The organism is Paenibacillus sp. FSL W8-0187 (assembly GCF_037969755.1).
In the GTDB taxonomy this organism is placed as follows: Bacteria; Bacillota; Bacilli; order Paenibacillales; family Paenibacillaceae; genus Paenibacillus_AQ.
The window spans coordinates 945,117-970,241 of sequence record NZ_CP150206.1 but is presented as its reverse complement, the minus strand read 5'-3'; the positions used below and the strand labels follow the sequence as shown (position 1 = coordinate 970,241).

Annotated in this window: 24 protein-coding genes and 1 pseudogene; 7 read left to right on the top strand and 18 right to left on the bottom strand. The window is 49.3% G+C overall.

The annotated features are described in order from the left end of the window. Position 1 precedes the first annotated feature (1 nt). The 4 genes from MKY48_RS04275 to MKY48_RS04260 form a co-directional block, all read right to left on the bottom strand. Complete coding sequence (locus MKY48_RS04275) at positions 2–820, bottom strand: MurR/RpiR family transcriptional regulator (RefSeq protein ID WP_339270292.1); 819 nt, start codon at positions 818–820, stop codon at positions 2–4. A 268-nt stretch (positions 821–1,088) separates the two neighbouring features. Beyond that, positions 1,089–1,988 carry an AraC family transcriptional regulator gene (locus MKY48_RS04270; protein WP_339270291.1) on the bottom strand — a complete coding sequence of 300 codons (900 nt, stop codon included), beginning with the start codon at positions 1,986–1,988 and terminating at the stop codon, positions 1,089–1,091. 469 nt (positions 1,989–2,457) lie between these two features. Continuing rightward, positions 2,458–3,453, bottom strand: coding sequence for a Gfo/Idh/MocA family oxidoreductase (locus MKY48_RS04265; RefSeq protein ID WP_339270289.1), 996 nt, complete (start codon positions 3,451–3,453; stop codon positions 2,458–2,460). Further along, positions 3,450–4,448, bottom strand: coding sequence for a Gfo/Idh/MocA family oxidoreductase (locus MKY48_RS04260; RefSeq protein WP_339270287.1), 999 nt, complete (start codon positions 4,446–4,448; stop codon positions 3,450–3,452). The genes MKY48_RS04265 and MKY48_RS04260 overlap by 4 nt, the downstream gene beginning before the upstream one ends. Before the next feature lie 204 nt (positions 4,449–4,652). On the opposite strand from MKY48_RS04260, the gene MKY48_RS04255 reads away from it, so the two are divergent. Next, a complete protein-coding gene (locus MKY48_RS04255; protein ID WP_339270285.1) occupies positions 4,653–6,116 on the top strand; it encodes a carboxylesterase/lipase family protein in 1,464 nt (487 codons plus the stop codon). Positions 6,117–6,279: 163 nt separating this feature from the next. Here the strand turns inward: MKY48_RS04255 and MKY48_RS04250 are convergent, their stop codons facing one another. The 6 genes from MKY48_RS04250 to MKY48_RS04225 all read right to left on the bottom strand — a co-directional run bounded on the left by MKY48_RS04250 (position 6,280) and on the right by MKY48_RS04225 (position 12,462). Beyond that, the gene (locus MKY48_RS04250) at positions 6,280–7,500 is read right to left on the bottom strand and encodes a sn-glycerol-1-phosphate dehydrogenase (RefSeq protein ID WP_339292356.1); all 1,221 of its coding nucleotides are present in this window, start codon (positions 7,498–7,500) and stop codon (positions 6,280–6,282) included. After that, on the bottom strand, positions 7,497–8,264 hold the full coding sequence (locus MKY48_RS04245) for a glycerophosphodiester phosphodiesterase family protein (protein ID WP_339292355.1): 768 nt from the start codon (positions 8,262–8,264) through the stop codon (positions 7,497–7,499). Before MKY48_RS04245 ends, MKY48_RS04250 begins: the two co-directional genes overlap by 4 nt. A 26-nt stretch (positions 8,265–8,290) precedes the next feature. After that, positions 8,291–9,607 (bottom strand): ABC transporter substrate-binding protein, encoded by a 1,317-nt coding sequence (locus MKY48_RS04240; RefSeq protein WP_339292354.1) that lies wholly within the window; start codon positions 9,605–9,607, stop codon positions 8,291–8,293. A 61-nt stretch (positions 9,608–9,668) separates the two neighbouring features. Next, complete coding sequence (locus tag MKY48_RS04235) at positions 9,669–10,502, bottom strand: carbohydrate ABC transporter permease (protein WP_076325948.1); 834 nt, start codon at positions 10,500–10,502, stop codon at positions 9,669–9,671. A gap of 33 nt (positions 10,503–10,535) precedes the next feature. Next, positions 10,536–11,414 carry a sugar ABC transporter permease gene (locus tag MKY48_RS04230; protein WP_339292353.1) on the bottom strand — a complete coding sequence of 293 codons (879 nt, stop codon included), beginning with the start codon at positions 11,412–11,414 and terminating at the stop codon, positions 10,536–10,538. Further along, a complete protein-coding gene (locus MKY48_RS04225; RefSeq protein ID WP_339292352.1) occupies positions 11,407–12,462 on the bottom strand; it encodes an ABC transporter ATP-binding protein in 1,056 nt (351 codons plus the stop codon). The genes MKY48_RS04230 and MKY48_RS04225 overlap by 8 nt, the downstream gene beginning before the upstream one ends. 361 nt (positions 12,463–12,823) lie before the next feature. On the opposite strand from MKY48_RS04225, the gene MKY48_RS04220 reads away from it, so the two are divergent. Beyond that, positions 12,824–13,585: a DeoR/GlpR family DNA-binding transcription regulator gene (locus MKY48_RS04220; RefSeq protein WP_071221931.1), complete on the top strand. Its 762-nt coding sequence runs from the start codon at positions 12,824–12,826 to the stop codon at positions 13,583–13,585. 778 nt (positions 13,586–14,363) lie between these two features. Here MKY48_RS04220 and MKY48_RS04215 read toward each other — a convergent pair. Together MKY48_RS04215 and MKY48_RS04210 are read right to left on the bottom strand one after the other, a co-directional pair. Next, positions 14,364–15,401, bottom strand: coding sequence for a lytic polysaccharide monooxygenase (locus MKY48_RS04215; RefSeq protein WP_339292351.1), 1,038 nt, complete (start codon positions 15,399–15,401; stop codon positions 14,364–14,366). Positions 15,402–15,760: 359 nt separating this feature from the next. Beyond that, positions 15,761–16,060: a hypothetical protein gene (locus MKY48_RS04210; protein ID WP_339292350.1), complete on the bottom strand. Its 300-nt coding sequence runs from the start codon at positions 16,058–16,060 to the stop codon at positions 15,761–15,763. Between the two features lie 205 nt (positions 16,061–16,265). Here MKY48_RS04210 and MKY48_RS04205 point away from each other — a divergent pair, with 205 nt between their 5' ends. The 3 genes from MKY48_RS04205 to MKY48_RS04195 all read left to right on the top strand — a co-directional run bounded on the left by MKY48_RS04205 (position 16,266) and on the right by MKY48_RS04195 (position 18,869). Continuing rightward, the gene (locus tag MKY48_RS04205; RefSeq protein ID WP_339270269.1) at positions 16,266–17,681 is read left to right on the top strand and encodes an NAD-dependent malic enzyme; all 1,416 of its coding nucleotides are present in this window, start codon (positions 16,266–16,268) and stop codon (positions 17,679–17,681) included. Further along, positions 17,674–18,279, top strand: coding sequence for a class I SAM-dependent methyltransferase (locus MKY48_RS04200; RefSeq protein ID WP_339270267.1), 606 nt, complete (start codon positions 17,674–17,676; stop codon positions 18,277–18,279). Before MKY48_RS04205 ends, MKY48_RS04200 begins: the two co-directional genes overlap by 8 nt. Positions 18,280–18,353: 74 nt before the next feature. Continuing rightward, positions 18,354–18,869 (top strand): DinB family protein, encoded by a 516-nt coding sequence (locus MKY48_RS04195; RefSeq protein ID WP_076325955.1) that lies wholly within the window; start codon positions 18,354–18,356, stop codon positions 18,867–18,869. A 234-nt stretch (positions 18,870–19,103) separates the two neighbouring features. Here the strand turns inward: MKY48_RS04195 and MKY48_RS04190 are convergent, their stop codons facing one another. From MKY48_RS04190 to MKY48_RS04175, 4 genes and pseudogenes are all read right to left on the bottom strand, one after another. After that, positions 19,104–20,084 carry an anti sigma factor C-terminal domain-containing protein gene (locus tag MKY48_RS04190; protein ID WP_339292349.1) on the bottom strand — a complete coding sequence of 327 codons (981 nt, stop codon included), beginning with the start codon at positions 20,082–20,084 and terminating at the stop codon, positions 19,104–19,106. A 128-nt stretch (positions 20,085–20,212) separates the two neighbouring features. After that, positions 20,213–21,637, bottom strand: coding sequence for an alanine/glycine:cation symporter family protein (locus MKY48_RS04185; protein WP_339292348.1), 1,425 nt, complete (start codon positions 21,635–21,637; stop codon positions 20,213–20,215). Positions 21,638–21,924: 287 nt separating this feature from the next. Further along, positions 21,925–22,140 (bottom strand): annotated as a pseudogene (locus MKY48_RS04180) (TipAS antibiotic-recognition domain-containing protein); the annotation flags it as partial. A 398-nt stretch (positions 22,141–22,538) separates the two neighbouring features. Next, the gene (locus tag MKY48_RS04175) at positions 22,539–22,964 is read right to left on the bottom strand and encodes a hypothetical protein (RefSeq protein WP_053490059.1); all 426 of its coding nucleotides are present in this window, start codon (positions 22,962–22,964) and stop codon (positions 22,539–22,541) included. Positions 22,965–23,068: 104 nt separating this feature from the next. On the opposite strand from MKY48_RS04175, the gene MKY48_RS04170 reads away from it, so the two are divergent. Further along, entirely contained in the window at positions 23,069–23,281 is a 213-nt protein-coding gene (locus MKY48_RS04170; protein ID WP_339270260.1) for a hypothetical protein, read from the top strand. Here MKY48_RS04170 and MKY48_RS04165 read toward each other — a convergent pair. After that, positions 23,240–23,620: a hypothetical protein gene (locus MKY48_RS04165; RefSeq protein WP_339292347.1), complete on the bottom strand. Its 381-nt coding sequence runs from the start codon at positions 23,618–23,620 to the stop codon at positions 23,240–23,242. The two genes, MKY48_RS04170 and MKY48_RS04165, sit on opposite strands and share 42 nt — an antisense overlap. An 18-nt stretch (positions 23,621–23,638) precedes the next feature. After that, positions 23,639–23,803, bottom strand: a complete 165-nt coding sequence (locus tag MKY48_RS04160; protein ID WP_339270257.1) for a hypothetical protein — start codon at positions 23,801–23,803, stop codon at positions 23,639–23,641. 181 nt (positions 23,804–23,984) lie between these two features. Here MKY48_RS04160 and MKY48_RS04155 point away from each other — a divergent pair, with 181 nt between their 5' ends. Further along, the gene (locus MKY48_RS04155) at positions 23,985–25,031 is read left to right on the top strand and encodes a YheC/YheD family protein (protein WP_339292346.1); all 1,047 of its coding nucleotides are present in this window, start codon (positions 23,985–23,987) and stop codon (positions 25,029–25,031) included. The last annotated feature ends 94 nt before the right edge of the window (positions 25,032–25,125 follow it).

Below are 25,125 nucleotides of genomic sequence, written 5' to 3'. Positions count from 1 at the left end.
TTTATTGGTAATCCATTCGATTATGTTCAAGAATCGTATTAACTGTAATTTGCATCCGTCTATTCAAATCCGCATCCGCGAGTAAGATCATACATAAAATATCGATCGCATACATGACGGAAAATTGACTATTTACAAACCTTTCTTTATCAACAAACAATGTATTCGGGACCAGAATAAAAGAGTCCACTTGCTGCGCCAGCGTACTCTCGGAGAAGCTGGTCAGACAGATGACTTTGCACCGATTATTCTTTGCAATTCTGGTTGCGTCGACAATGACAGACGTTTCCCCTGAACTGGAAATCGCAATAACGAAATCATTCTCATTCACTATCGAACTATTGATCAGCATTAAATGCGAATCCGTTATACTCTGCACATTGAAGCCCATACGCAGCAAACGAAGCATCATTTCCTTCGCTGAAAGTCCCGAGCTTCCGATCCCGTATATGAAAATCCGTGCTGCGCCCTTAATCGTTTCAGCAAGCTGATGCAAATATGTAATGTCCAGTAATTGATTCGAACGCTCAATAACTGTCTGATAGAATTTAGATACTTGAATGAGAATATTGTCCTCCACCGAAGGAGCCGTCGCAGTTCGTAGCCTGCCCAACTGAACCTTTAATTCGGCAAAATTATTGCAACCAATCTTCTTGCAGAAATGCGTGATTGTCCCATTCGAGACACCAACATGGTTCGCGAGCACAGATATATTCATGTTATTAATCGATTGACCTTCTTGAAGAATATAATTCGCTACCAACTGTTCTTTCTTCGAGAAACTCGGATATAACTGCTGAATAACCATATAAATATCCATCGAATCCACCACCGCCATTTGGGAATTATAACAAAAAAAGCATAAGGATTCAATATTATTACTATAGTAGGGAGCATTGCTCAGGACCCATCGTAGGAGTAAACATGATGCAACGCAACCACCATCCATCCATGAAGAAAAAAAGAAGAAGCCCTCCGTTTTTGGAGAGACTTCCAGGTTATAGTTGAATGGGAGCTTCCCCTATCCATCAGCGCGCTAGGATCATTTCATTTCTGTAATGATGTGTGAAAGCCAGGAGCCCTGCGCCTCACTCTTCAAACGATAAATTGGTAGGCTCCTCCAGGAGCTCATAGTGAAAATCAAAGTTCGTCGTCGGTACGCTAAGATCCACCTCTTCAAAGCGGAGGCTGTCCAGCCACACCTTGCCTGCCCCCATCAGCAGAACACCGATCGAAATCGTGGCGCTGTCCTCGGGTACGTCGAGCACGATGGCATAGTGATTCCAGTGCATGCTGCCCACAATGCGCCGATCGTTCATATTGTCGAACTGGAGTACGTCTTCCGCTCTGTTGTCAACACGCATCCACAGCCCGCAGTATTCTTTGACGTTCTCGGTTTTGACAAATCCGGAAAACCGCATCCGTTTGCCCGCATACTTATCGGCTTTGAACTGCTGCATCATGGTCGCAAAAGCGCCAGCCTCCATTGGGGTTAGGGCTTTTAGGTAACCGGAAGTGCTTCCTTGGTGGACGGTGGACCGATCGACACCGATTTCATAATCATGCGGGTGGCTTCCGCTCAGAAACCAGCCTTTTAATGCGGATTGAGATTGCTGCTCCATGTGATCCTCTCCTTTAAAGTAGCTTGCGTGTTGAGCGTGAACCGCAAAGATTCTCCGGTAACGCCCCGGCGGCATGCCGTATAATTTTTTGAATGCTCTCGTAAACGACTCCTGACTTTCGAAGTGACAGTGCAGGGAAATGTCGATAATCGCAGCCTCGGAGTGCAGCAGTAGCTGTGCCGCATAACAGAGTCTTCGTTTTCTAAGGTAATCCGCGATGTTCATACCGACCTCCTTCCGAAACAAGCGGTGGAAGTGATATGGCGAAAAACCGGCATAGGATGCAATATCCGCGAGGGTCAGCTGCTCCTCCAGATGCTGCTCCATGTACGCTATACTTTTTTGGATGATACGCTGGGTACTCAAGGTTAGGCCCTCCTTTGTTATAAAGGATACCAAATGGGAGAGGGACGTTTTTGATCTTTTTTGCCAACATCAAAAAGCCCCTTCGATTACAAAGATCGAAGAGGCTTAAACAATGATACGATTCTCGTTATGGATCACAGGAAAGGCTCCCTGCCATGAAGAAGGTATAACCGCGCTTTTTACTTCATCCATCGTTAGCGGCGATACCTTCTCGCAACGAGAAAGAAGAAGAGCTCTAGCCGGTTATCCCGCAAATCATCGATTACCAGTACCCAGATAACTTGAAGTCACACCGATGAATCCCGTTGCACTCCCGCATTACATGCTCTTTGTGAGTGAGCATAAAATATTGCCGGATGAGTGTCGGACGTTTCGACATGACCTCACGTCTTGAGGATACGTGTCCTCGACGGCAAGCACATGACCGAGCGCGTAATCCTGCTGTACGGCTAATGCCGCAAAAACCGCATTATCCCAGCGGCTTCAGCTGAACGGTACGCTTGGTGCTTGCGGATTCATACGCTGCAATGGCAACACGGGCAGAATAGTAGCCGTCTTCCCCTGTTATTTCGACCGGCTTGCCGTCGCGAATGCTGTCGATAAAGCTGTTGACGAGACCTTCATCCATATCATCGCCCCAGAAGCTCCACGCAGCTTTCCCAGTTACATCGCTGTAGACATCGTTCTTCTGGGCAAAAGAATCAATGTTCAGCACACCCTTGGTGCCGATGATCTCAAGCGTTACATCCCCCCAGGTCGGGAAGGTGCGATTACGGGACCAGCTTGGGTCCAGTACAGCCACGACGCCATTCGCGAATTTGACGTGGACCATACCGGCATCGTCAATCTCCGTGTCATTGAAGAGCGTTTCCGCATGGGCGTATACTGCCTCTGCCTTGCTGCCGGTAAACCAGTGCATCAGGTCCATCACATGGACGGTATGGTCCAATACAGCTCCGCCACCCGATTTCTCCCGTTCGATAAACCAGCCGCCAGGCATGCTTCCCCGGTTGGTTCCCTTCATGGCCAAAATTTCGCCGATCTGCCCTGCGTCAATCGCTTCCTTCGCCTGACGAACGGACGTAATATAACGGCAAGGAAAAGCCGTCATAAGCTGCACGCCATGATCCTTGCACACTTGAATCATCTCCAGCATCTCGGACTCGGACAAACCTAACGGCTTCTCGCACAGCACATGCTTGCCCGCCGCAGCGGCAAGCTTGGTAAGTTCCGCATGACGTGCATTTTCCGAACAGATGACAACAGCATCCAGTTCCTGTGCCAGCAATTCATTGTAGTCCGCATAATACGGGATTCCCCGGTCCACAGAGTAAGGACGCACGCGCTCCGCGTTTTCATCCGCGACTCCGACCACCTCGACATCATCCCGCTTCAGCATGCCTAGGAGATAGCTCGCTGCATGCATATGGGCAAAGCTGATAAAGCCTACTTTAACTTTCTTCATGAAACCGTCCCTCCGATCATCACGGGCTGTCCAGTCTGAGCCGATTGCTCCGCTGCCTGAGCGATTTCAACGGCATAGCAAGCATCCTTAATACTTACGAGCGGCTCGCTGCCGTTTCGGATGCACTCGATAAAATGCTGCACCTCGTTATAATAAGGGTCATGCAGACTTGGGCTTGAAGGAACCTGTACAGCTGCTCCCTCCCCTGCCTCCGCATTGACCAATTTAATGTCCAAAGACTGCACCTGATTGCTATCAAATCTTATGATTCCCTGGTCACCCGAAATCTCGAACTGCGTCGTAAACGGTCCGGGATACCCCCAATAGCCGGTTAAACTGGCGATTGCACTATTTTTAAAATGAAGCGTAAGCTGAGCATACTCCATCTCAGGCTCATCCCGCTTAACGATGGAAGCATATACCGACTCCACTTCTCCGAATAGCCAGCAGGCAAAATCGATATCGTGAATCATGAGATCCATAATAACACCGCCGCTCTTACTCGGGTCGTTATACCATCCATCCATACCCTGCGGATACGAACCGTACCGCTTGAAGTGAGCCATCTTCGGTGTTCCGATGTTCCCGGAGTGGGCCTGCCGATAGGCATCATGATAGTTCGGGAAGAATCGGACGACATGTCCGATAAACAACCGGACTCCGTTTTTCTCGCACGCCGCCTTCATCTCTTGTGCATCCTCCAGGGTCAATGCAGCCGGTTTTTCGCAGATGACGTGCAGCCCTTTTTCAGCTAGTTTCAATACAAACGGTTTATGGAGATAGGTGGGCAGACACACCGCAACCGTTTCCAAATCTTTTTGTTCAAACAGCGACTCTACATCCGTGTATGCCTTCGCCCCGGTCAAAGCTGCAGCCCGCTCCGCCCGCCCGGCGTTAATATCGACCACACCCGTCACTGTTACTCCCGGCATTTTCGCCAAATTATGCGCATAGGCTGTCCCCATCGTTCCGCAGCCCAAAATCGCAATGTTCATGCTTATCCCTCCAGTATACCTATAATGACTTGGACCAAAAAGTGATGCCGTATCCGTTGTCCGCGAATACTACCCACCCTGTTACATTCTTCATATAGCGCAACATTCCTGCCTCTATTTCGCATGATTCGTGCTTTTTTGAACTTATGCCGCTAACTTGGTAAAGTGTATATATAGAGTAGAGAGAAAGGGTGTAGCGAGAACATGTCAGAACTTGTCGTTCAAACGAAAGGCGGGCATATTCAAGGCAGTTCGGAAAACGGAGTACGTGTATGGAAGGGGATCCCTTATGCGAACCCCCCGGTAGGCCCGCTTCGATTCCGTGCTCCTGTTCCCCCCGATTCATGGGACGGGATAAAAGATACCACCGCCTTCAGCCCCATGTGCCTTCAGCCAATAGAATCCACGTCAAGCATGCTTGGCGGAGGAGTGGCCAAAACGGTGTCCGAGGATTGTCTCTACCTCAATGTGTGGGCACCCCTGAATACGCCAGCGGAGCCGCTGCCCGTCATGGTATGGATTCACGGGGGCACTTTCATCACGGGCTCCGGCAGTTTGCCAAGCTATAACGGTACATCTTTCGTACTCAGAGGCGATGTGATTGTGGTAACCATCAATTACCGTCTGGGTCCGCTAGGCTTTCTCCATCTCTCCCCATACGGCGAATCCTTTGCCTCTAATACCGGTTTATTGGACCAGATTGCGGCCCTGCAATGGGTACGGGATCATATCGCGGCCTTCGGCGGCGACCCCAAACGGGTCACGGTATTCGGAGAGTCGGCCGGCAGCATGAGCATTGCAGCTTTACTTGCAATGCCGGCAGCCAAAGGGTTGTTTCAGCGAGCCATCATGGAAAGCGGTGCTGCCCAGGTGATGGCTCCGGAGCAGGCACAGATGATAACGGCTGGTTTGCTTAAAGAGCTGGACATAACGCCTGATAAGGCCCATCAACTTGAATCCCTCACAGGTGAGCAAATATTCGAAGCCGGGGAACGGCTGAAGAAACGAATCGGTCCCGGCGTCAGCATGATCTTCCAACCAGTGCTGGAACCCCACACGCTGCCTCATGATCCGCTGCAGGCTATTCAATCGGGCTGGGCGAAGGACGTGCCAATCCTGATCGGAACGAATCTCGATGAAGGCGCCTTGTTCTTCCGGCCGGACATGCCGCTTGTGAAGGAGGACGATCTTGTCCGCACCGTTGAAATGATGACCGGCATCCAGGATGCTGCGCCTATCACCAAAGAATATCCGTACAGCATCGACGGACATGCCCAGATTATGACCGACCTGTATTTCTGGCGCTCGGCCCTGCAGTTCGCTTCCGCTCAGAGCAAGCACACGCCGGTATGGATGTACCGATTCGATTGGACGCTGCCGAATCATCCGGTTCTCGGCAAAGCGATGCACGCACTGGAAATACCGTTTGTATTCAACACGCTGGGGCTGTTTCAGAACATCGGTGTGCAAGTCGATGCCGCCACACAAGCCCTTTCCGACCGAATGCAGGATGCTTGGATTGCATTTGCGCGCAATGGCTCACCGGATACGGAGGCACTGCCGTGGCCTGCTTATGATCTGGCATCACGTTCAACGATGATATTCAACAACGACAGCAGGATCATCGAGGATCCGGATGCGGAGAAGCGGGAAATGCTGCAATTATAAAATGAACAAGTGACGGCGACACCGTCAGTCTTTGGGGCGGCTGGCCAACTCCAGAAGACCCGTCCAAATAGAAACAAAGCTGGATAAAAGCCAAGTAAGGCTGTCCCTATCATGCAGAATGGTCTGCTTGAGGAGACAGCCTTATTTCATTGCATGTCGATCCTTAATTTACGAATAGGGATCCCTGTTCATTATAGGCATGGAGCAGCGTGTACCGACTGTTTCGAACCTTGTGGGCTTCACTCAGGCTCCGCTTCAGCAATTCGCTCTTGATCGGAAGCTCCGATACCCCGGCTGGTCCGCCAACCGAGCGCATCAGATCGGCCAGCTCTACCGGTTCCGGGATTTGCATTATTTGCGACCGGATTTCGTTCCAATGCTGCGTGATCCGAAGTGCAGTGTCATTCGCACCTACGGAGGCGCTTCTGTACATCTCAAGCCCCTGTTCCCCAAGACGGTGATACAGCTTCGAGATTTCCACACAAGCGGCACCCACCTTGGCACCGTGCAGCAGCTGCTTCTCCCCTAGCCGGATAAACTCCATCTCCCAATAGTGGGACAGATGATGCTCCGAGCCTGAAGCCGGATGGGATTGACCGAACAGTAGCATGGCTAAGCCCGATTCAACGAGCGCACCCATTAAGATGCGTACACCCTCCTCGGTTCGCTTCCCAATCTGCTCGACCCCGTTCACGCATTGGTTGAGCGCGGATCGCGTAATATCCGCCGAAATTTGCAAATAGGGTTCATCAGCCACCAGGCTGCCGAATTTCCAGTCGAACAGGGACGTGTACTTGCCCAGCATATCCCCGAACCCGGCCGCGGTAAGCTGCGGGGGAGCCGACATGAGAATATCGACATCCGCAAAAATCGCGCTCGGTCCAATAGCTGGAATCGTCTTCTTCTCACCCCGTATAATGATGGGCGCTCCCCTGGAATTAAATCCATCCACCGAAGCGGCCGTGGGTACCGAGATGAATGGGATACCCGCGGTATAAGCAGCGTACCGGCTAATATCGTGAATAGTTCCCCCACCTACCGCAAGCACCGCCTTCGCCCTGCTTTGCTGGATATCCAGTATGACCTGAATCAGGGAAACCTCATCCGCGATAACATCTCCCTTCCGGTCAGGAAGAAGCTTGGTAACTTGGACCTCAATCGAGGATTTCGTAAGCAGGTTCGCAAGCGGCTGGCCCGCTATGTCATAAGTATTGCCGTCTACGACCATCACCACCGAGGTCCACTGTTTTGTCTCAAGGTAACCCGCGACCTCGCGTAGAGCTCCGGACTGGATCTGAATCGACTCCACTTCGTCCAGATTCGAAAGCTGCCTAGCAGGTAAATGCGCCGCCAAACTTCGGATATTCGATAAAATGGAGGTCATATCCGCGTGCCCTTCTTTCCGATCATCGCCAGCGCCGGAAGGGGGTTATTGCAGGTCATACCGGTAACCCCGCATTCCAGCGAATAGCGGACACCCTCCTCATCGTCCGGGCAATAGCTCCAGACCAGCAGCCCCTGTTCCTGGAACCGGGCAACGAGCTCTGGCGTAAGCAGCGACATCTCTACGCCGATTGCCCACATCTTGGAGTAGGTTCCATCCTCCTCGAAGACAAATCGGGACATTTTCTCACCCGGAAAGCCCTGTGTCTTCAGACCATGCGTATCATGAATATGCGTCAGAACTTCTGCATCGAAACAGGTGAATACACAGCGCGGCAGGTACCCGTATTGGTTCAGCACATCAACCGCCAGGTCTGCAGCCTCTTTGGCATCAGGGCTTGGCTTAATCTCCACGTTGCACAGAACTTCGGGATATTCCCGGAGCAGCTCGCATAGCTCCGCAAGCGTCGGGATCTTCAATCCTTCAAACTCCCGAGCGAACCAGCCGCCCGCATCCAAAGATTTCAGTTCCGCAAGCTTAAAATCCCTCACCTCGCCAGCGCCGCTCGTCGTACGCTGAACCGTTGCATCATGGATAACCACCACTTCCTTATCAAGCGTCAGCCGGAGATCAAACTCCAGCATATCTACGCCTAACTCCAGCGCCTTGCGAAAGGCCAGCAGCGTATTTTCCGGATAAGCTGATTTATACCCGCGGTGTGCAGCCACCATCGTACAGGATGGTTCCCGTAGTCGTTCGATCATATGTCCTGCCACTCCTTTACCAGTTGTTATTGGGCCAAAATCCGTTCCGTTTCTTTCTTGAAGGTATCCAGCGTAGCCGGAATATCCTTGCTGTCGTACATGATCGCTTCCATCGCCGAGAAGAACTCATGCATAATCTCCGGCCATTCCACGTCCTTATTGGTATCGACGGCAAATTCCAGCTGATCATAAGCGACTTTGCGGTTCGGTTCTTTGGCCCACAGCTCTTGGATCTGCTCCGACTCCACCATCTTCTTCGTGAATGGCAGGTAGCCAGATTGCAAAATAAATTCAAGACCGCCTTCCTCTTCCATCTCCATCCACCGGATGAATTCCCATGCCGCTTCCTTGTTCTTGGAAGAGGACAGCATCGTCACATTCGCGCCTCCGGTCGGATTCGCATACACTTCGTCCTTAGGCAGGAACGCTGTGACGTAATCAAAATCCACCGCACTGGACAACCCGCCAATCGATCCCGTAGATTGATACATCATTCCGACCTTGCCTTCCACAAACATGCTGTTCACAATGTTGCCGGAATCCTGAGCAGGCGGATAATACAAGGCGCCTGTGCTCTGCATGTCTTTAAGGTAAGCGAACATCTTGGCGCCGACACCGTTATCCCCGAAGCCGATCGACGTATTGTCATCATTGAAGAAAGTGCCGCCCGCCTGCGAGATCATGGCAATCGGATACCAAGTGTCATAGGGCATCGTAACGCCGTATCGCTTATACTCGCTGCCTTCCTTGACTACAAGCGCATTTGCGACCTCCTTCAGCTCCTCCCATGTGGTCGGAATTTGCAGCCCCTGCTCATCCAGCAATGTTTTGTTCACATGCAGAATCGGGGTGGAACGGTTCAGCGGCAGCGATACCAATTGGTCATTGAAGACGGAGTGTCCCATCAGTCCCGGCGTAAAGTCATCGGCGCTGATGCCAGAGCCTTCAAGATAAGGCGTCAGATCCTCAAGCACTTCCGAATCTGCGAACATCTGAACATAGGCTCGCTCCAGCATGCTGACATCCGGACCGGTATCGGAGGCTATCGCCTGCTGCAGCTTGGTTACCGTCTCGTCATAACTCCCCTGAAAGGTGCCTACCACTTCGATATCCTCATGGGATGCATTAAAGCGCTGAATGAGTGCATCCATGTATTCCCCGTTCTTGCCTCCCAACGAGTGCCAGAACTGAACTGTAGTTTTCCCTTTGTCTCCGGACGGGGCTTCGGCTCCCCCGCTTCCCGGCGCTTTGCCCGTATCACCGGAAGTTCCCCCACCACCACACGCGGCAAGCAAACTGAACAGCATAATGACGGATAGCAGTGTATACCATTTGGATTTCATATTGACTCATTCCTCCATTAATCATTCGATTATGAATTGCCGAACCCTGTTATTCCAGTAATTATTTAATGCCTGAATAAACAAAAGCCTTCACGATGTGCTTCGAGCAGAATACATACACAAGCAGGATGGGCACCACCAGCATCACATTGCCGGCCATGATGATATGCCAGTTGCTGATGCCCTCAGTCTCCCTTAGCATGGCGATCCCCAGGGTCAGCGGCCGGACGGCAGCTGAATCGGTCATGACGAGCGGCCAGAAATAGTCATTCCAGTGACTGACAAAGCTGAACAGCGCGATGGTCGCAAGTGCCGGCTTCGACATGGGAACCATGATTTTCCGAATGATTTTGAATTCGCTCGCATTATCAAGACGGGCCGCTTCAATGATTTCCTCCGGAATCTGCATGAAGTACTGCCTCAGCAGGAAGATGCCGAAGGCATTCGAGATGAACGGGATGATCTGCGGCAGCAGGGTTTTGACTAATCCCCAATCTGCCATCATCAGATAGACCGGTATGAACGTAACCTGACCCGGGATCATGAATGCCAGAAGGATCATGCCGAACAGCAGCGTTTTTCCCGGAAACTTATACTTCGCAAATGCATAGGCAGCCGGGATCATGATCAGAAACTGCAGAACGATGATGGATCCGGTAACGACAACCGAGTTCCTGAAATAGGTAAGAAAAGGACCTGCATTCATCGCCTCCGCGAAGTTACCCCATTGCGGCGAGGCCGGAAACCACGTCGGTGGAAACGTCATCGTTTCCCGGAATGTCTGGAGTGATGTGGAGATCATCCACAGAAACGGAAAGATGAAAATCATGAGCACTGCGGCCTTCAGTAAATAGCCCAGCGCCGTCCATACGATTTTTAAATCAAAGGTCTTCAAACTGTGCCTCCTTTCTGCATGGCCAAAGCCGCCTTATTGATAATGGACTTTCTTGGACAGCAGCCGGAAATAGATGAACGTAAGCAATCCGATAATGGCCATGAGCACGACGCCTGTCGCAGCCGAATAACCGATGTTGGTCGTTCGGAAGCCGTATATGTAATACACAAGCGTGGTCGTTGCATTATTCGGTCCTCCGCCTGTCATCACCTGAACGGTATCAAATACTTTGAAGGAACCGATCGTCATGATGATCAGGATAAAAAACAGCTGCGGCGAAATCATCGGCAATGTAATTTTATAAAACACCTTGAACCTGCTGGCATTATCCAGCGCCGCCGCTTCATAAATACTTGGCGATATGCTCTGCAGGGCTGCCACGATAATCAGGGTGTAATAACCGATAGCCTGCCAGACCGATACGATAATGACAGATATCAATGCGGTCTTGGAGCTTTGCAGCCATGCGGACGGCGGGAGTCCCATCAGCTTGAGCAGATAATTGAGAAGTCCTTGATTCGGCTCCATCAGCCACAGCCAGACCAGTGAGATCGATACAATGGAAACGACGTGCGGTGTGAAAATCCCAGCCTGAACGACCGAATTGAAACGGCCCTTCTTGTTCAGCCACACCGCAATCAACAGGGACAGCAGCATGGTTAGAATCACGACGCCGACTGTATAAATGGAAGTGTTCCATAACGCTTTGTAGAAATCCCCGCGACCCAGAATCTGGGTGAAATTGTCCAGTCCGACAAACTTGCTCTTGTCCTTGTTCATCAGGTTGTATTTGAACAGGCTTAAGTAAATCAGATAACCTACCGGATACATCACAAACAGCATGATACCCGCCATGGCCGGCGCGATTAGCACATAGGGCCTGATCCCTTCCCAAATCCGCTTCTTATCCATGAGCCAGCCCTCTGAGCCGCTCCATAAACCCCCTATAGCGGATCTCCTGCTCTTCGACCCGCTTCTCATCCGCCCCGAAGAAAAACAATTTATCCGCCGGCACGCCGAGATATACCTCCTGATCGACATGAAATTTGTCATCCTGGCACTTCACCATGAAGGCCTGGCCCTCCATCGTCCTTACCTGATAAATTGTCTCGGAGCCCAGCATTTCGCGCGTGATGATCTCACCCTTGGTCGTATAATGAAACGACTCCGGTTCTGTTCCGATCACGACGCTCTCCGGACGGAATCCAAATGTAGTGCGGTCGTCGCCCAGCGGCGCAATGTTCATGGGGGGAACCCCGATAAACTGGGCCGCAAACAGATTGCTAGGCTCGCGGTACACCACCTCAGGCGGCGCTTCCTGCTGAATGACGCCTTTGTTCATAAGCACGATGGTATCTGCCATCGACATCGCCTCGATTTGGTCATGGGTCACATAGACAAAGGTCGTTCCCAGCTTCTTGTGCAGTTCAATCAGCTCGATCCGCATCTGAACCCTCAGCTTGGCATCCAGATTGGACAGCGGCTCATCCATCAGGAATACGGATGGATCCTTAACCATCGCCCGGGCCAAAGCCACTCGCTGCCGTTGTCCGCCAGACAAGGTAGAAGGCTTACGATCCAAGTAATCGTTCAGTCCCACGGTTGCCCCTATGGTCTCCACCAGACGTGTGCGTTCTGCTTTGGGAACCTTGTTGTTCACGAGACCAAACTCGATATTCTCGCGGACCGACATCGTTGGGTAGATTGCGTAATTCTGAAATACCATGGCCACGCCGCGCTTCCCCGGTGCAATTCGCGTAACATCCTTGCCATTGATAAGAACGGAACCGGAGGTTTGAGGGTCAATGCCTGCAATCATCCTTAAGAGCGTTGTTTTTCCACAACCTGACGGACCGACCAGCACCGTGAATTTTCCGTCTTCGATGGTAAGATCCAGGTCCTGGATAACGGTTTGACGATCAAACGACTTGCTTACTTTCACAAATTCAATGGATGCCAAGAGCGATCCCCCTCACGAAAGTGTAATGATGTTGTCATGACAAGCAAAAATCAATGAATCCATAAAAATGAAATCCCTTACATGCACCTGATAATAAGTACGCATCAAATGCACATGTAATGATCACTTTTGTTCATTTTTATTTAATTCGATTGTAGATGTGCAATATTAGGAGAGTGTTAGACCTTCGTACGGATTTTGTAAATTCGCTTCGTATCAAGGAATTTAACATGGAATTAACATAATGCGAGTACACTAATAAGACATGGAATCCTTAAGCATAAAAGAGCAAAAATGCGCATTGTATGTACAAACGCACCTAAACTGCTCATTGTCCATTCAGGAAGGGAGAAATTATCGATTGCTGGCACATGAACGAAAGAAAAGGATCATTGATTACGTAAGGCAATACCGAACAGCAACGGTTGCTGCGCTGGCATCGGAATTCGGTGTTCACACGGCCACCATTCGCCGTGATTTGGCGGAGATTGAACAGGAAGGCGCTTTGAAGCGCACACATGGCGGGGTCATCATGGAGCAATGGACGCATAACGAGCCATCCTTTAATGAGCGAACCAACTTTCACCGGGACGAGAAAATACGCATCGGTCAGCTTGCGGCTTCGCTTGTGGAAGACGGGGAGAATATCATCATTGATTCGGGAACAACCACCCTTCATATTGCGACGCATCTTGTGCACCGCTCGGACATTACGGTCATTACGAACGATATGAACGTTGCTGTTGAGCTCCGCGATGCTCCGGGTATCAAAGTCATTCTGACCGGCGGGGAGCTGTACCCCTCGAGCTATATGCTAAACGGCATGTTTACCGACCATGTACTGAAATCCCTGCATGTTGAGAAAGCGTTCATTGGTACCCCTGCCTTGCATCCTCAGCATGGCCTCATGCACCCGGAGGCGCTGCTCGTCCCGGCCAAACAGAATATGATTCAAGCCGCCGGCGAAATTGTCGTGGTCACCGACCACAGCAAGATTGGCAAGTTGTCTCTGCACACAGTCGCTCCCAACAGCGCCATACATACCCTCGTCACCGGCACTGAGGCTTCCGACTCGGATATCAAGCCGTTTCAGGAAAGAGGCATTACCGTGTACAGGGTTTGAGGCTTGCGCTCTTTGTATACCTTGGCATACCTTACGTACCATTGCGTACCTTGGCATACCTAAACATCCTTCTTACAGAAAACACAAAGGGCACCCCTGGGGGTGCCCTTATCAAGCTGCGGCTTGCTGGCAGCTTATTTATTTCTATTCCACTGCTATGTTTTCCATCCAAGTGACAACAAGCTCATGCTGCCTTTAACTCTCAAGGATAACTCTTCTACTACCATTAAGACTAGTTGGGGAGCTGACTTCGATTCCCCCCGCTTAGACCAAAAGGGCAATATGCAGAAATTCACTGTACGTCCAAAAATACGATCGTCATATCATTCAATATGTTCAAAACTCAACTTGTTCTTTGGTGTGAGGACTTCCTTACGGACTCAGAATACCTTATTTCATAGAAAACAGCCCTTTTAGTAATTTTAGCGGACCCAGCAAACCTTATTTGCTGTTTTAATCGGTATTTGCTCCCGTAATTCTCATAATAGCGGATCTGGAGTCCGGTACATTGTGAAAAATCGGGTTATGATCTTAAATAACGGAACTAGGGTCCGTTAAAGTTGACGAAGGCCATGAAATCATCGAATGAAGAACATCGACAGTCAGTGAACCCACAACATTTCGATAGGTACTTCCAAGAGCCACCAGGGTCAATGCGTAGCCGACGGGAACTATTTCCTCTACACATATTAATGAACCCCACTCTCTCATTCCTTCCTCGGCGGCTTAAAAAAAGATCCGGCAGTCATATGACGCCGGATCCTCTCACACTATTCGATTAAGGGATGACTTTCCAAACATCGGCAGATCCAGGAGTTTCGCCTTGAGTCCACCATTTCGCCTCATAGTTCACGCCGTTGTAGCTGACTTTGCTGCCACCTAAGTAAACAGCTGTTGCATTCCATGCCGGATAGGTCGCTGAGTTTCCGGATGTTGACACGGTAAGCGGGGCGGATGCTGATGATTTGCTGCCCGTACTGCTTACGGCTACCACAGTATACGTATAGGACGTTCCTTCGGCTAACCCCGTATTGGTATAGGAGGTTGTAGTGGATGTGCCCACTAGGGATCCGTTACGGTAGATTTCGTAACTGGAAGCACCTGTGGAAGCTGCCCATGCCAAGGAAACACTGTTGTTGGTTTGGGATGGGGAAGTAAGTCCTGTCGGTGCCGGTACGCCTGGGTTCGGAGTTCCGCCGCCACCGCCAAAGTCCACATCGATAACGTTATAGAAAGCGTTAGGTGTGTCAGCTACTTCCCATACCGCCAGAATGACATGGTAACCGGATTTAGCAGGAACGTTACAAGTGGACGCATAGTTTGTCGGAGGTTTTACACCGCCGTAGTCAATGGAGCAGAAAGGCGTCAGATCAAACGATGCTCTGCTCAGCGGAGCATTTTGATCCCAGCCGTCTTTCGTAATGTAGTATTTCCAGCTTGCCGTCACATGGTTGGCTGTCAAATGCCATTGGAACGTTGTCGTTCCCGGGGAAATGCTTACTTTGCTCCAGCGAGTTGCGGATTGCTCGTCAAGTTTAGGGAACGCGCCGCCTGCACTGGCGATTTTGCCATCGGCAGGACCTGCATTCGGCCAGCCTTTAGGAGCTTCCAAGCTTTGAGGCTCATACACGATTGCGCCGCAATCGGTATTTTGCCCCTGCTTACACAGAATGGCGCGGCTGCCTGGAGAATCGACATACCCGTGGGCAAAAGCTTTATCCGCAAATAAAACCATGAATAAGGTCATCAACAACATCGTGGAACCGGCAATGATTAGATTCTTGAGCCATGCTTTGTTCGGCAAACTTAAAGTCATACAATTCTTCCTCCTTTAATATAAATTAATAATTAAAGCGTTTACAAAACCTCTGGGCTGCTCAGGCCACCTCCCTTCCTTTGAGACAAGTGTTGCTGTCTGACTGACTGAACTTGGAAATCATCAAAAAATGCATCGTCCAAGCTTTACCAGTACTATCATTATTTTAAAGCATCCGGAAGCGGTATCCCATAATACTAATCAACGATTTGTTACACATTTCAACGAAATTGGATAAATATGTAACGCAAAACGTTATGAAAATACACTGAATTTGCTGAAAACAATAAAAAAAAGCATAAATCCCCTGCTGGATTTATGCTTAATCCAAACATTTTATCCTCTCGCCAGAACGACTCCTATTCCACGCCGTCCTTAAAATGCTTCGTATAATGTTTATCCCCTTTGTGCTCCAAATCCTCAATCGTCAGCTCCAGGGTATGCACAATTTGTTCCTTGACCTGATTCAAGGTGTCGAAATAAACATGTTCCTCCGTCCCCACAATGCGTGTCCCACTGAGTGCCTGAACAGCCTGGTAGACCCGGTGCTGTTCGGCCAAATCATCAACGGCTTTCAACGTATGTTTCATCTGAAGGAACAGGTCCTTATGATGCTGGGTCGCCAAACGCTTTTCAAGCTCCTCGATTCTGGCATTCATGGCAGCTCTCTCCTTCACAATAAGATGCTTTCGATTATACTTCCCTGGCATTCGCATTTCCAATAAATTCTTCTTATATATATCACGGTTTCTTTCCAATGAAACAGGAAATTGACCACTGCTCAGCGAACTATGATAACGTTAACATTTTGCACAGCTACATACACTCAGAAGGACGAAATCGATCAAACATTTGGAGGTAGCAATGGAAAACAACGGACTCGGAGGAAAAAGCATTATCCTCAGACTAGAAATGAATACACAAGAAATCAAATTCGGTCAAGTTGCATCCGCCATATTTGAGGCGGGGGGAGACATGGTCGCCATCGACGTCATTCAGGCGAGCGGCCACATTACCGTACGCGACATTACTATTACGGTTACGGACAGCGTGGATATCGGTAAAATTACTAATTCAGTGAAAAATCTAAAGGGCGTCCGGCTCGTCAACGTTTCGGACCGTACCTTCCTGCTGCATCTCGGCGGCAAGATCGAAACCCAGCCCAAAATCCCAATCCAAAACCGTGATGACCTGTCGCGCGTCTATACGCCAGATGTTGCCCGCGTATGTGCAGCCATCCAAGAGGACCCGAAAAAAGCCTTTACTCTTACAATTAAAAGAAATACGGTGGCCGTCATCTCGGACGGAAGCGCCGTACTCGGTTTGGGCAACATCGGTCCTTATGCGGCCATGCCGGTCATGGAAGGAAAGTCGATGCTCTTCAAACAGTTTGCAGGAGTAGACTCCTTTCCGATCTGCCTGGATACCCAGGATACCGAAGAGATTATTGCCTGCATCAAAGCAATGGCTCCGGCTTTTGGCGGCATTAACCTGGAGGATATCTCCTCACCGCGCTGCTTCGAGATTGAACAACGACTGCGGGATGAGCTGGACATTCCCGTGTTTCACGATGACCAGCACGGCACGGCGGTGGTTCTGTATGCGGCACTGATCAATTCGTTGAAAATTGTCGGGAAATCGATCGATAACATTAGGGTCGTGGTATGTGGAATCGGTGCTGCGGGCGTAGCATGCAGCAAAATCCTCCTGTCAGCCGGTGTCAAGGACATCATTGGCGTAGACCGCGAGGGTGCACTGGTTGGCGGACATGCATATAGCAATAGTATGTGGCAATGGTACGCAGAGCATACGAACCCGAATAAAGTCGAAGGTTCCTTGCGTGAAGTGATCCAAGGTGCCGACGTGTTCATCGGCCTCTCTGCCGGCGGCCTGCTCCGCCGTGAGGACGTACAAGCCATGGCCGATCAACCGATCGTATTCGCAATGGCAAACCCTACGCCCGAGATCAAACCGGAAGAGGTCGAGGATATTGTAGGCGTCATCGCAACCGGACGTTCAGATTATCCGAACCAGATTAATAACGTCCTCTGTTTCCCGGGTATTTTCCGTGCGGCCTTGGACTGCAGAGCGACCACGATTAATGAGGAGATGAAGCTGGCTGCAGCCGAAGCCATTGCATCCGCTGTATCGGACGAAGAACGCAACCCGTCGTATATTATTCCAAGCGTGTTCAACCAGAACGTCGTGAAAGCCATTCGGGAGCTTGTCGTGAAAGCAGCTGTCAAAACCGGCGTTGCCCGGAGAATTCCGCGTGAATAAGAAATCCCTCATTCGGAAGTTCAATAAACAGGCAGCGATATATGAAAGGAACACCAGGCAACGGAGGCTCGGTGAATGGAGACAGCGGCTGCTTCAGGATGTAGAGGGTGACGTGCTTGAGGTAGCTGTTGGCGCCGGCGCGAATTTCCCATTTTATCATCGCGATAAGGTGAACGTAACGGCTGTCGATTTCAGTCCCGAGATGCTAAGCCGTGCGCGGCGGATGGCCTCCGAGCTTGGCATTCGGGCCAGTTTCCTGGAACGGGATATCGAGACGCTGGAGCTGCCGGAACGTTCCTATGATTGCGTTGTATCCACCCTGTCGCTATGCGGCTATGAGGATCCGGTCAAAGCCTTGAATAAAATCAACCGCTGGGCCAAACCCGGCGGCCGCATTTATTTATTGGAGCATGGCATGAGCACGAACCGGCTCCTTGGCGCCATGCAGCATCTGATCAACCCCGCAGCACGGCGGATATCCGGCTGTCATTATAATAGGGACATGATCCAGATCGCGAATGCCTCGGAACTGAATATCATGAAGACGGAGCGCTATTGGAATGGCATCGTCCATCTAATCTGGGCACAAGCAACTTGATCCATTCATTGATTTTGACCTGTCTGCATAATTTTTTATGTAAGCTCTTATTAATTGATCTGGAGGAACTTGTTATGAATACAAGGCCTGATTCTAATGAATATTTGCTCCTCGCCGAAAAATACGTCTCTCTTGTCCCCGAAGGCCATATTGCTGAGGTATTGCAGCGGCAGCATGATGAAACGTTGAGATCGCTCAGCGATCTGACGGAAGAACAAGCGAATGTTCGTTATGCGGAAGGGAAATGGAGTCTAAAACAGGTGGTCGGACACATCGCCGATGTAGAGCGCTTATGGAACTACCGCATTCTCTACATCGCGCGTGGGGATGCCCGTGAATTTTCGGGATACGACCGGGAGATTTTTGTCCAGAATTCTCCTTTCAGCCATCTCCCGTTACGGGAAGCCCTTAAGGATTATGCTGCCGTCAGGCAGTCTACCATTACACTGGTTGGAAGCTTGACGGAGGAAGCTCTGCTGCGTCAAGGTACATTCAACAATTACCCGCTCTCCGCCCGGGCAGCCGCCTATGTCATAGCTGGGCATGAGCTTCATCACCTGAATATTCTGCGGGATAAATATTTAACGTAGTTTATGAAGATTGCTTAGCAATGATCTAATATTGCTTATTCTTAACAAAATGGGGGTGTCCATAAAGATCTTAGATCTGACGGGATCCCCCTTTTTCTGTTAGGAGACGCTCCGCGTACGAATCGTTTCGTCCTTTCCGCTAGAAATACAAAAGGAGACCGTTTCTTGGTAAAATGGAAGCGCGACCCACCAACTCATTCTTGTATGATGTAAAGGTTGGCAGCGCAAGCTGTCTTAACTCCAATTCCATACCTCGATCCGGCCCAAACGGAACTCCCAAAATTCCTGCTCCTCCTTCAGCTTCTCCAACTCCCGCACAGGTCCGGTAACGGTCGCTCCGTAAACTTGAACTCCATTTTTCTTCAAGTAGGCCAGCCGGCGTTTGTCATCATCCACACCGTTATATTTGATATTGTTGGTCATCCATTCAACGTCGGCGATCAGTTGCTGCACATGATCCGTTATCCCGTCATCCTGTGAGAAGAAAGTATGCCAACTTGAAAGAAAATGATTATCGCTAAACTGAACCTTGGGCCTCAATGTGAGATGTGGGATCGTGTAATCTGCGCCGCTAGAGCTATAAGTACCCAGCTTGAAATCCTTCAGTTCTCCTGCAAAAACAGCCATACTGGTTGCTTTAACGTCATAGTCCGACAAGAGCTCCAAGACCTCCTCCGGTGACCTAAGCGTTCGAAGCGAGAAGAATAATTCCGCTACGTTTCCGTCTTCAAGTCTCCCTAACTGGTTCATTGCACCAGTAGGGTGAGGATCGTCTTTAATCCCCCTACCCTCCAGCAGCGCAGAGTTCAGGATATAAGGATTTCTTTCCTCACGATTCAAATAAGGATTAAGTTCCTCAATAGAATACGTCAGTTTTCCCCCTAATTGCTTCTTCGCGTGAAGCTCTCCGACAATTACCTGCCATTCCCCCACATTCTTATACACTTTCAGATTTGTCTTCTGAGTGAGGAAGGGCGTCACTTCACCCAAAGGCGAGCTTCGTTTATCTACTATAAGTCCACTCTCATGCAATTCAACCGTTGTCATGACAGACCTTAAGAATTTATCGTTCAGGCCGGATTGTTCATGATATATGTAGGCGGCTGAATAATACATGCCATAAATCAAAAATACCATCAACGCAGCTGATAAAATTTTCGCAAACAGCCTCAAGGGCGTTCGCCAGATCATCCGATTCATCACTTTTGTATCCATCTCCTCTTTACCTTCTCATGTAGACAACGGTTTAATCGCGCAAATGTTACGGTAGAACAAGAAAAATCGCTACAGCAGCTAAAAACACGCAGCTACTGTAACGATTCCATATCACACAAAATTCTATATTATTTCGCTTCAGTGGATGGGGTGTTGTGTCCATCCCAGCATTCCACATCCTGCAGCCCTTTGATGCTGTCCTTGGTGAAGACAGGGTTCACGCCAGCCCGCTTCTGCTTCAAGTAATCTTGAAGCGCTGCAAAGGCCGTTCGGGAAAGCAGCGTGATGGCCACAAGATTCACAATCACCATCAATCCCATGAACAGGTCGGCCAAATCCCACACCAGCTTCACGCTGGTAACGGAGCCGAAGATGACCATGGCCAGCACACAAGCCCGATAGGCCCATATCCATGCCCGATTCGACTTCAAAAATTCAATATTGGTTTCACCGTAATAATAATTGCCAATCAGCGTGCTAAACGCAAACAGGAAGACCATGATCGCCAGGAAGTCGGACGCCCATGCCCCCATCTCCATGCCCAGCGCAGCCTGAGTCAGGGCGATTCCATCAAGTCCGGTCTGCTGGTAGGCACCGGTAAAAAGAATAATGAAGGCGGTACTTGTACATATGACCAGCGTATCAATCATTACGCCCAGCGCCTGCACCAGCCCTTGCTTGGCAGGATGGCTTGTTGTTGCGGTAGCCGCTGCGTTAGGTGCGCTCCCCATGCCGGCTTCGTTGGAGAACAGCCCTCTTTTGATTCCGTTCATGAGAGCGGCACCGATCGATCCGCCAACGACCTGCTCATAGCCGAACGCGCTTTTGACAATAAGAGCAAAAACTTCCGGCAGCTTAGTGATGTTGGCTAATACGATAAACAGCGCGGCACCGACATACACCACCGCCAATACGACAACGATCAGCTCCGACATCTTGGCAATCCGCTTCACGCCGCCAAAGATAATAACGGCGAAGATAACCGCCATGATAATTCCGAGGGTTAAACGGTCGGTTCCGAATGAATTCTCGAAAGCAATTGTAATCGTGTTGGACTGGACGGCATTAAAGACAAGCCCGAAGGACAAGGTGATCAGGATCGCAAACAATACGCCCATCCACCGTTTCTTCAATCCTTGCTGCATGTAATAAGCGGGACCGCCGCGATAACCGCCCGCCCCATCTTTTACTTTATAGATCTGAGCCAGCGTACTCTCGATAAAGCTGGATGCCGAACCGATAAGCGCAATAATCCACATCCAGAATACGGCCCCGGGTCCTCCAAGCGAGATGGCCAGAGCCACCCCGGTTATATTCCCTGTCCCGACACGGGCTGCCATACTGATGGCAAATGCCTGAAAGGGTGAAATGCTTCCCTTCGCTTTACTCTTGGGTTCGCGGATTACCCGGAACATCTCACCGATCAGGCGAAACTGCAGAAACTTGGTCCCTACCGTGAAATACAGGCCAACGGCAATCAGCAATACGATGAGCAGCTTAGACCATAAAAAATCATTAAAGATATTCACTACATGCTGTACAATTTGATCCATAATCTACCCTCGCTATAGAAGTCATCACCCATGGTGTAGGTTTTTGTGTACAATAGTCCACGTTTCATCTAACCATTACTTCCCCTTCAAACACAAGAGGTTAATTGTGGAAAATGCTGCACTCTAACTGGGCGGTGACCTCATTTCTTATTCGCGGCGATTCTTTGTTGATCTCAAGGTGGGGTTTTTGGACATTCATATAAGAAAAGACCCTCTTCTCTGCGTGTTAAAACGCAGGGAAAGGGTCCTGTCATAATGCTAAGGCTGCCTACCTACCACCAGCCTTTCTATGATGAAGAGTTCATGCCCGTGTAGATCAGAATCGCATCGCGGAGGAATGCTGCCGTTCCGGGCTGCTTCTCATCGTAATGAGCGGTAAAACGCTCGTCAACATACATCTGGGCGAGGCCTACGTGGGCCTCTTTACTGTAATCGTTCCAATAATAGGTGAGCCAGCGCTTGTGAAGATCGGCCGCCTTCTGGGCCAGCTCACTAGCAGGATTTATCATAGTAAATCTGGACGTCTGAGTAATACACGGCATAAATAAAAAGAACCATCAACACAGCCGACAAAGCATACACAATCAGCCTCACCCTCGTCCGCCAGATCATCCTATTCATCACTCTGCATCCATCTCCTCTCCCCCTTCTCATTTAGACAACGGTTCGATCCCGCAAATGTTACGATAAAATCAAAAAAAATCGTTACAGCAGCTGCAACACGTTGCAACCGTAACGATTCCGCTTTCATTATATATCATTGCTCATTAGAGGATGGATTGTGTAACATAGGGGATTACCGCCTTTGTATGATATCTATATTATACAAAGGCAGTGGCGGTTCACTTCCTGAATCGTTTACCTCCCCCGAACAAATAGAGGAGTACAATACAGAGGCTTATTAAAAAGGAGTATAAGATAGACTAGCGCTGAATGAAAGTTGGGTAATATCAGCTGCTGAGGGATCAGTCTCAGCAAGCGTCCTTACACGAATACCAATACGATCACCCTCAGCGACTACCAATGATCCCCCAACATTTCTATTCGTTGCGGTACGGAAACCGGTTGGGTTACCAGGTGTAATGACCGTATTCGGAGCTCCGAATCTAACCGAACTAGTCAGCGAAGTCGTCACGTAAGGTGAAGAACTATGATCAATGCCATTATTAGGAACTGAAGGTGCGCGGAATACTGTAAAATCATATTGAAGACCAAGAGTATTTATAGAAACCTCAGAAGCAACCAATAAATCTACACTTATTTGTAAATCTTGAACGGTGCCCGCAAAGGGAATTGGGAAAGCAAAACCACCTGCTTCGGGTGGCATAGTTGATTCTCCAGAAGCGTTAATAACTTCAACCGTGCTACTACCAAAACCCATTAAAATTGGAGCAGCCGATACTACTTCAGCTCCAACGAGGATGATACCCGTTGAAAATGGAATTAATCCTCCACCTCCTGCTGGCCCTGCTGGCCCTGCTGCTCCTGTTGCACCCGCAGCTCCTGCTGGTCCTGCTGGTCCTGCTGGTCCTGCTGGTCCTGCTGGTCCTGCTGGTCCTGCTGGTCCTGCTGGTCCTACTGGCCCTACTGGCCCTGCTGGTCCTACTGGCCCTGCTGGCCCTGCTGGTCCTGCTGGCCCTGTAAGTCCTGCGGGTCCAATTGCTCCTGCAATCCCTGCAAGTCCTTCGGGTCCAATTGCTCCTGCAATCCCTGCAAGTCCTTCGGGTCCAATTGCCCCTGCAATTCCTGCAAGTCCTGCGGGTCCAATTGCTCCTGCAATTCCTGCAAGTCCTGCGGGTCCAATTGCTCCTGCAATTCCTGCAAGTCCTGCGGGTCCAATTGCTCCTGCAATCCCTTCAAGTCCTGCGGGTCCAATTGCTCCTGCAATCCCTGCAAGTCCTGCGGGTCCAAGTGCTCCTGCGATTCCTGCAAGTCCTGCGGGTCCAAGTGCCCCTGCAAGTCCCTCAGGTCCAGCTTCGCCAATTGCTCCTACAAGTCCTTCTAATCCAGCTGGTCCAAGTGCTCCTGCAAGTCCTGCGGGTCCAGCTGCTGCAATTGCTCCTCCAAGTTCTTGAAGCAATTGCGGTCCTTGGGGTCCTGGAGGTCCCGGAGGTCCCGGAGGTCCTGGAGGTCCTGGTGGACAATTACACCTTCCCATGGTCTCATCTCCCTGTTATCAAAAGTAATTTATCATATTAAAAGCTTAAAAAGGTAAACACGGCAAATACCTATCAACTGAAAATATAGGCAAATAGAGCACTACAATCGCTGATTTTCTGTTCACCTATGCTCTTGTCCCATAGCATTTTGTCTCTGATGGCATTAGATAATACGAGATATCGAAGTCATGGGAGTGATGAGATTGGAGAATGGCCCTTTAATAGGTATTCTGGTAGCTAAAAGGAACAGCAGAAAAAGAATTTTGGAGCTTTATGAACGTTATCACAATCTAAACCTGAAACTTTACGCCTTTACACCGGCAGATATTCTTTGGGATGAACAACGTATTATTGGACTTAGCCTGAAAAAGGGCATATGGAAACAAAGTTCGTTCCCATTTCCTCATGTGGTCTATAACCGGTGTTTTAACAAAAAATTAATAACCATTCAACGACTAGAGAAGGCGATTGGTAGAAACAAATGTTTCAACAATATCAATTTTTTTAATAAATGGGATCTCTATAACCTATTACAACAGTCAGATCTTAAAGCTTATGTGCCGGACACATTTTTATATAATGAAGTGAATGTATCAGAACTATTAGAGAAATATAAACTACTATACATTAAGCCTTTATACGGATCTAAGGGGAAGTCTGTGTATCGGGTTGAACTAACGGATAATGGAGATATTCACATCTCTTTGCACAGCTTGGCTCCAAGATATATTTGCAGAAAAAACGAAAGCATTCAGGAAAAATTGGATGAACTTCTCGGACTAACGAAATACATGGTTCAGCAAGGGATCCATATGAGTCAATTTGATCATCAGTATTTTGATATCCGGGTCCTTGTTCAAAAAGATATTCTTGGAGAATGGACGGTTTCCATAATTACATGTAGAGTGGCTTATGAACATTACTTTAACACGAGTATGTGTGAAAGCATTTATGAAGTTTCAGAAATTCTTCCGCGATTATTTTCGCCGGAGAAAATGAATAAAATCCTCCGATCTCTGTATGAGGTAAGTGTAACGGCCGCACATGAAGCAGACATTCATATGGGTTCATTGGGAGAATTGAGTGTCGATTTTGTGTTAGACGAGCAAAGAGAGTTATGGATTATTGAACTTAACGGAAAACCCCAAAAAAATATATACAAAGACTTTAAAAGTATAAAACGCAAAATTTATAGTAGACCATTGGAATATGCTTATTATCTCTCTCAACCTTGAGAAATAATAAGTCTCTGTGAAATGCGCAATAAAATCTATCTGAAATACGAGGTCGTACATCAGTTTCCTCTGCTCTAAAGACAACTTGGCATGA

Excerpts from the sequence above, each read along its gene's own strand:
- MKY48_RS04195 (WP_076325955.1), top strand. The coding sequence starts at position 18,354 with ATGAATACAAGGCCTGATTCTAATGAATATTTGCTCCTCGCCGAAAAA.
- MKY48_RS04250 (WP_339292356.1), bottom strand. The coding sequence starts at position 7,500 with ATGACCTCCATTTTATCGAATATCCGAAGTTTGGCGGCGCATTTACCT.
- MKY48_RS04185 (WP_339292348.1), bottom strand. The coding sequence starts at position 21,637 with ATGGATCAAATTGTACAGCATGTAGTGAATATCTTTAATGATTTTTTA.
- MKY48_RS04205 (WP_339270269.1), top strand. The coding sequence starts at position 16,266 with ATGGAAAACAACGGACTCGGAGGAAAAAGCATTATCCTCAGACTAGAA.
- MKY48_RS04265 (WP_339270289.1), bottom strand. The coding sequence starts at position 3,453 with ATGAAGAAAGTTAAAGTAGGCTTTATCAGCTTTGCCCATATGCATGCA.
- MKY48_RS04255 (WP_339270285.1), top strand. The coding sequence starts at position 4,653 with ATGTCAGAACTTGTCGTTCAAACGAAAGGCGGGCATATTCAAGGCAGT.
- MKY48_RS04160 (WP_339270257.1), bottom strand. The coding sequence starts at position 23,803 with ATGAGACCATGGGAAGGTGTAATTGTCCACCAGGACCTCCAGGACCTC.
- MKY48_RS04275 (WP_339270292.1), bottom strand. The coding sequence starts at position 820 with ATGGATATTTATATGGTTATTCAGCAGTTATATCCGAGTTTCTCGAAG.
- MKY48_RS04175 (WP_053490059.1), bottom strand. The coding sequence starts at position 22,964 with ATGCCACCCGAAGCAGGTGGTTTTGCTTTCCCAATTCCCTTTGCGGGC.
- MKY48_RS04260 (WP_339270287.1), bottom strand. The coding sequence starts at position 4,448 with ATGAACATTGCGATTTTGGGCTGCGGAACGATGGGGACAGCCTATGCG.
- MKY48_RS04215 (WP_339292351.1), bottom strand. The coding sequence starts at position 15,401 with ATGACTTTAAGTTTGCCGAACAAAGCATGGCTCAAGAATCTAATCATT.
- MKY48_RS04155 (WP_339292346.1), top strand. The coding sequence starts at position 23,985 with ATGGGAGTGATGAGATTGGAGAATGGCCCTTTAATAGGTATTCTGGTA.
- MKY48_RS04230 (WP_339292353.1), bottom strand. The coding sequence starts at position 11,414 with ATGGATAAGAAGCGGATTTGGGAAGGGATCAGGCCCTATGTGCTAATC.
- MKY48_RS04210 (WP_339292350.1), bottom strand. The coding sequence starts at position 16,060 with ATGAATGCCAGAATCGAGGAGCTTGAAAAGCGTTTGGCGACCCAGCAT.
- MKY48_RS04240 (WP_339292354.1), bottom strand. The coding sequence starts at position 9,607 with ATGAAATCCAAATGGTATACACTGCTATCCGTCATTATGCTGTTCAGT.
- MKY48_RS04245 (WP_339292355.1), bottom strand. The coding sequence starts at position 8,264 with ATGATCGAACGACTACGGGAACCATCCTGTACGATGGTGGCTGCACAC.
- MKY48_RS04190 (WP_339292349.1), bottom strand. The coding sequence starts at position 20,084 with ATGGATACAAAAGTGATGAATCGGATGATCTGGCGAACGCCCTTGAGG.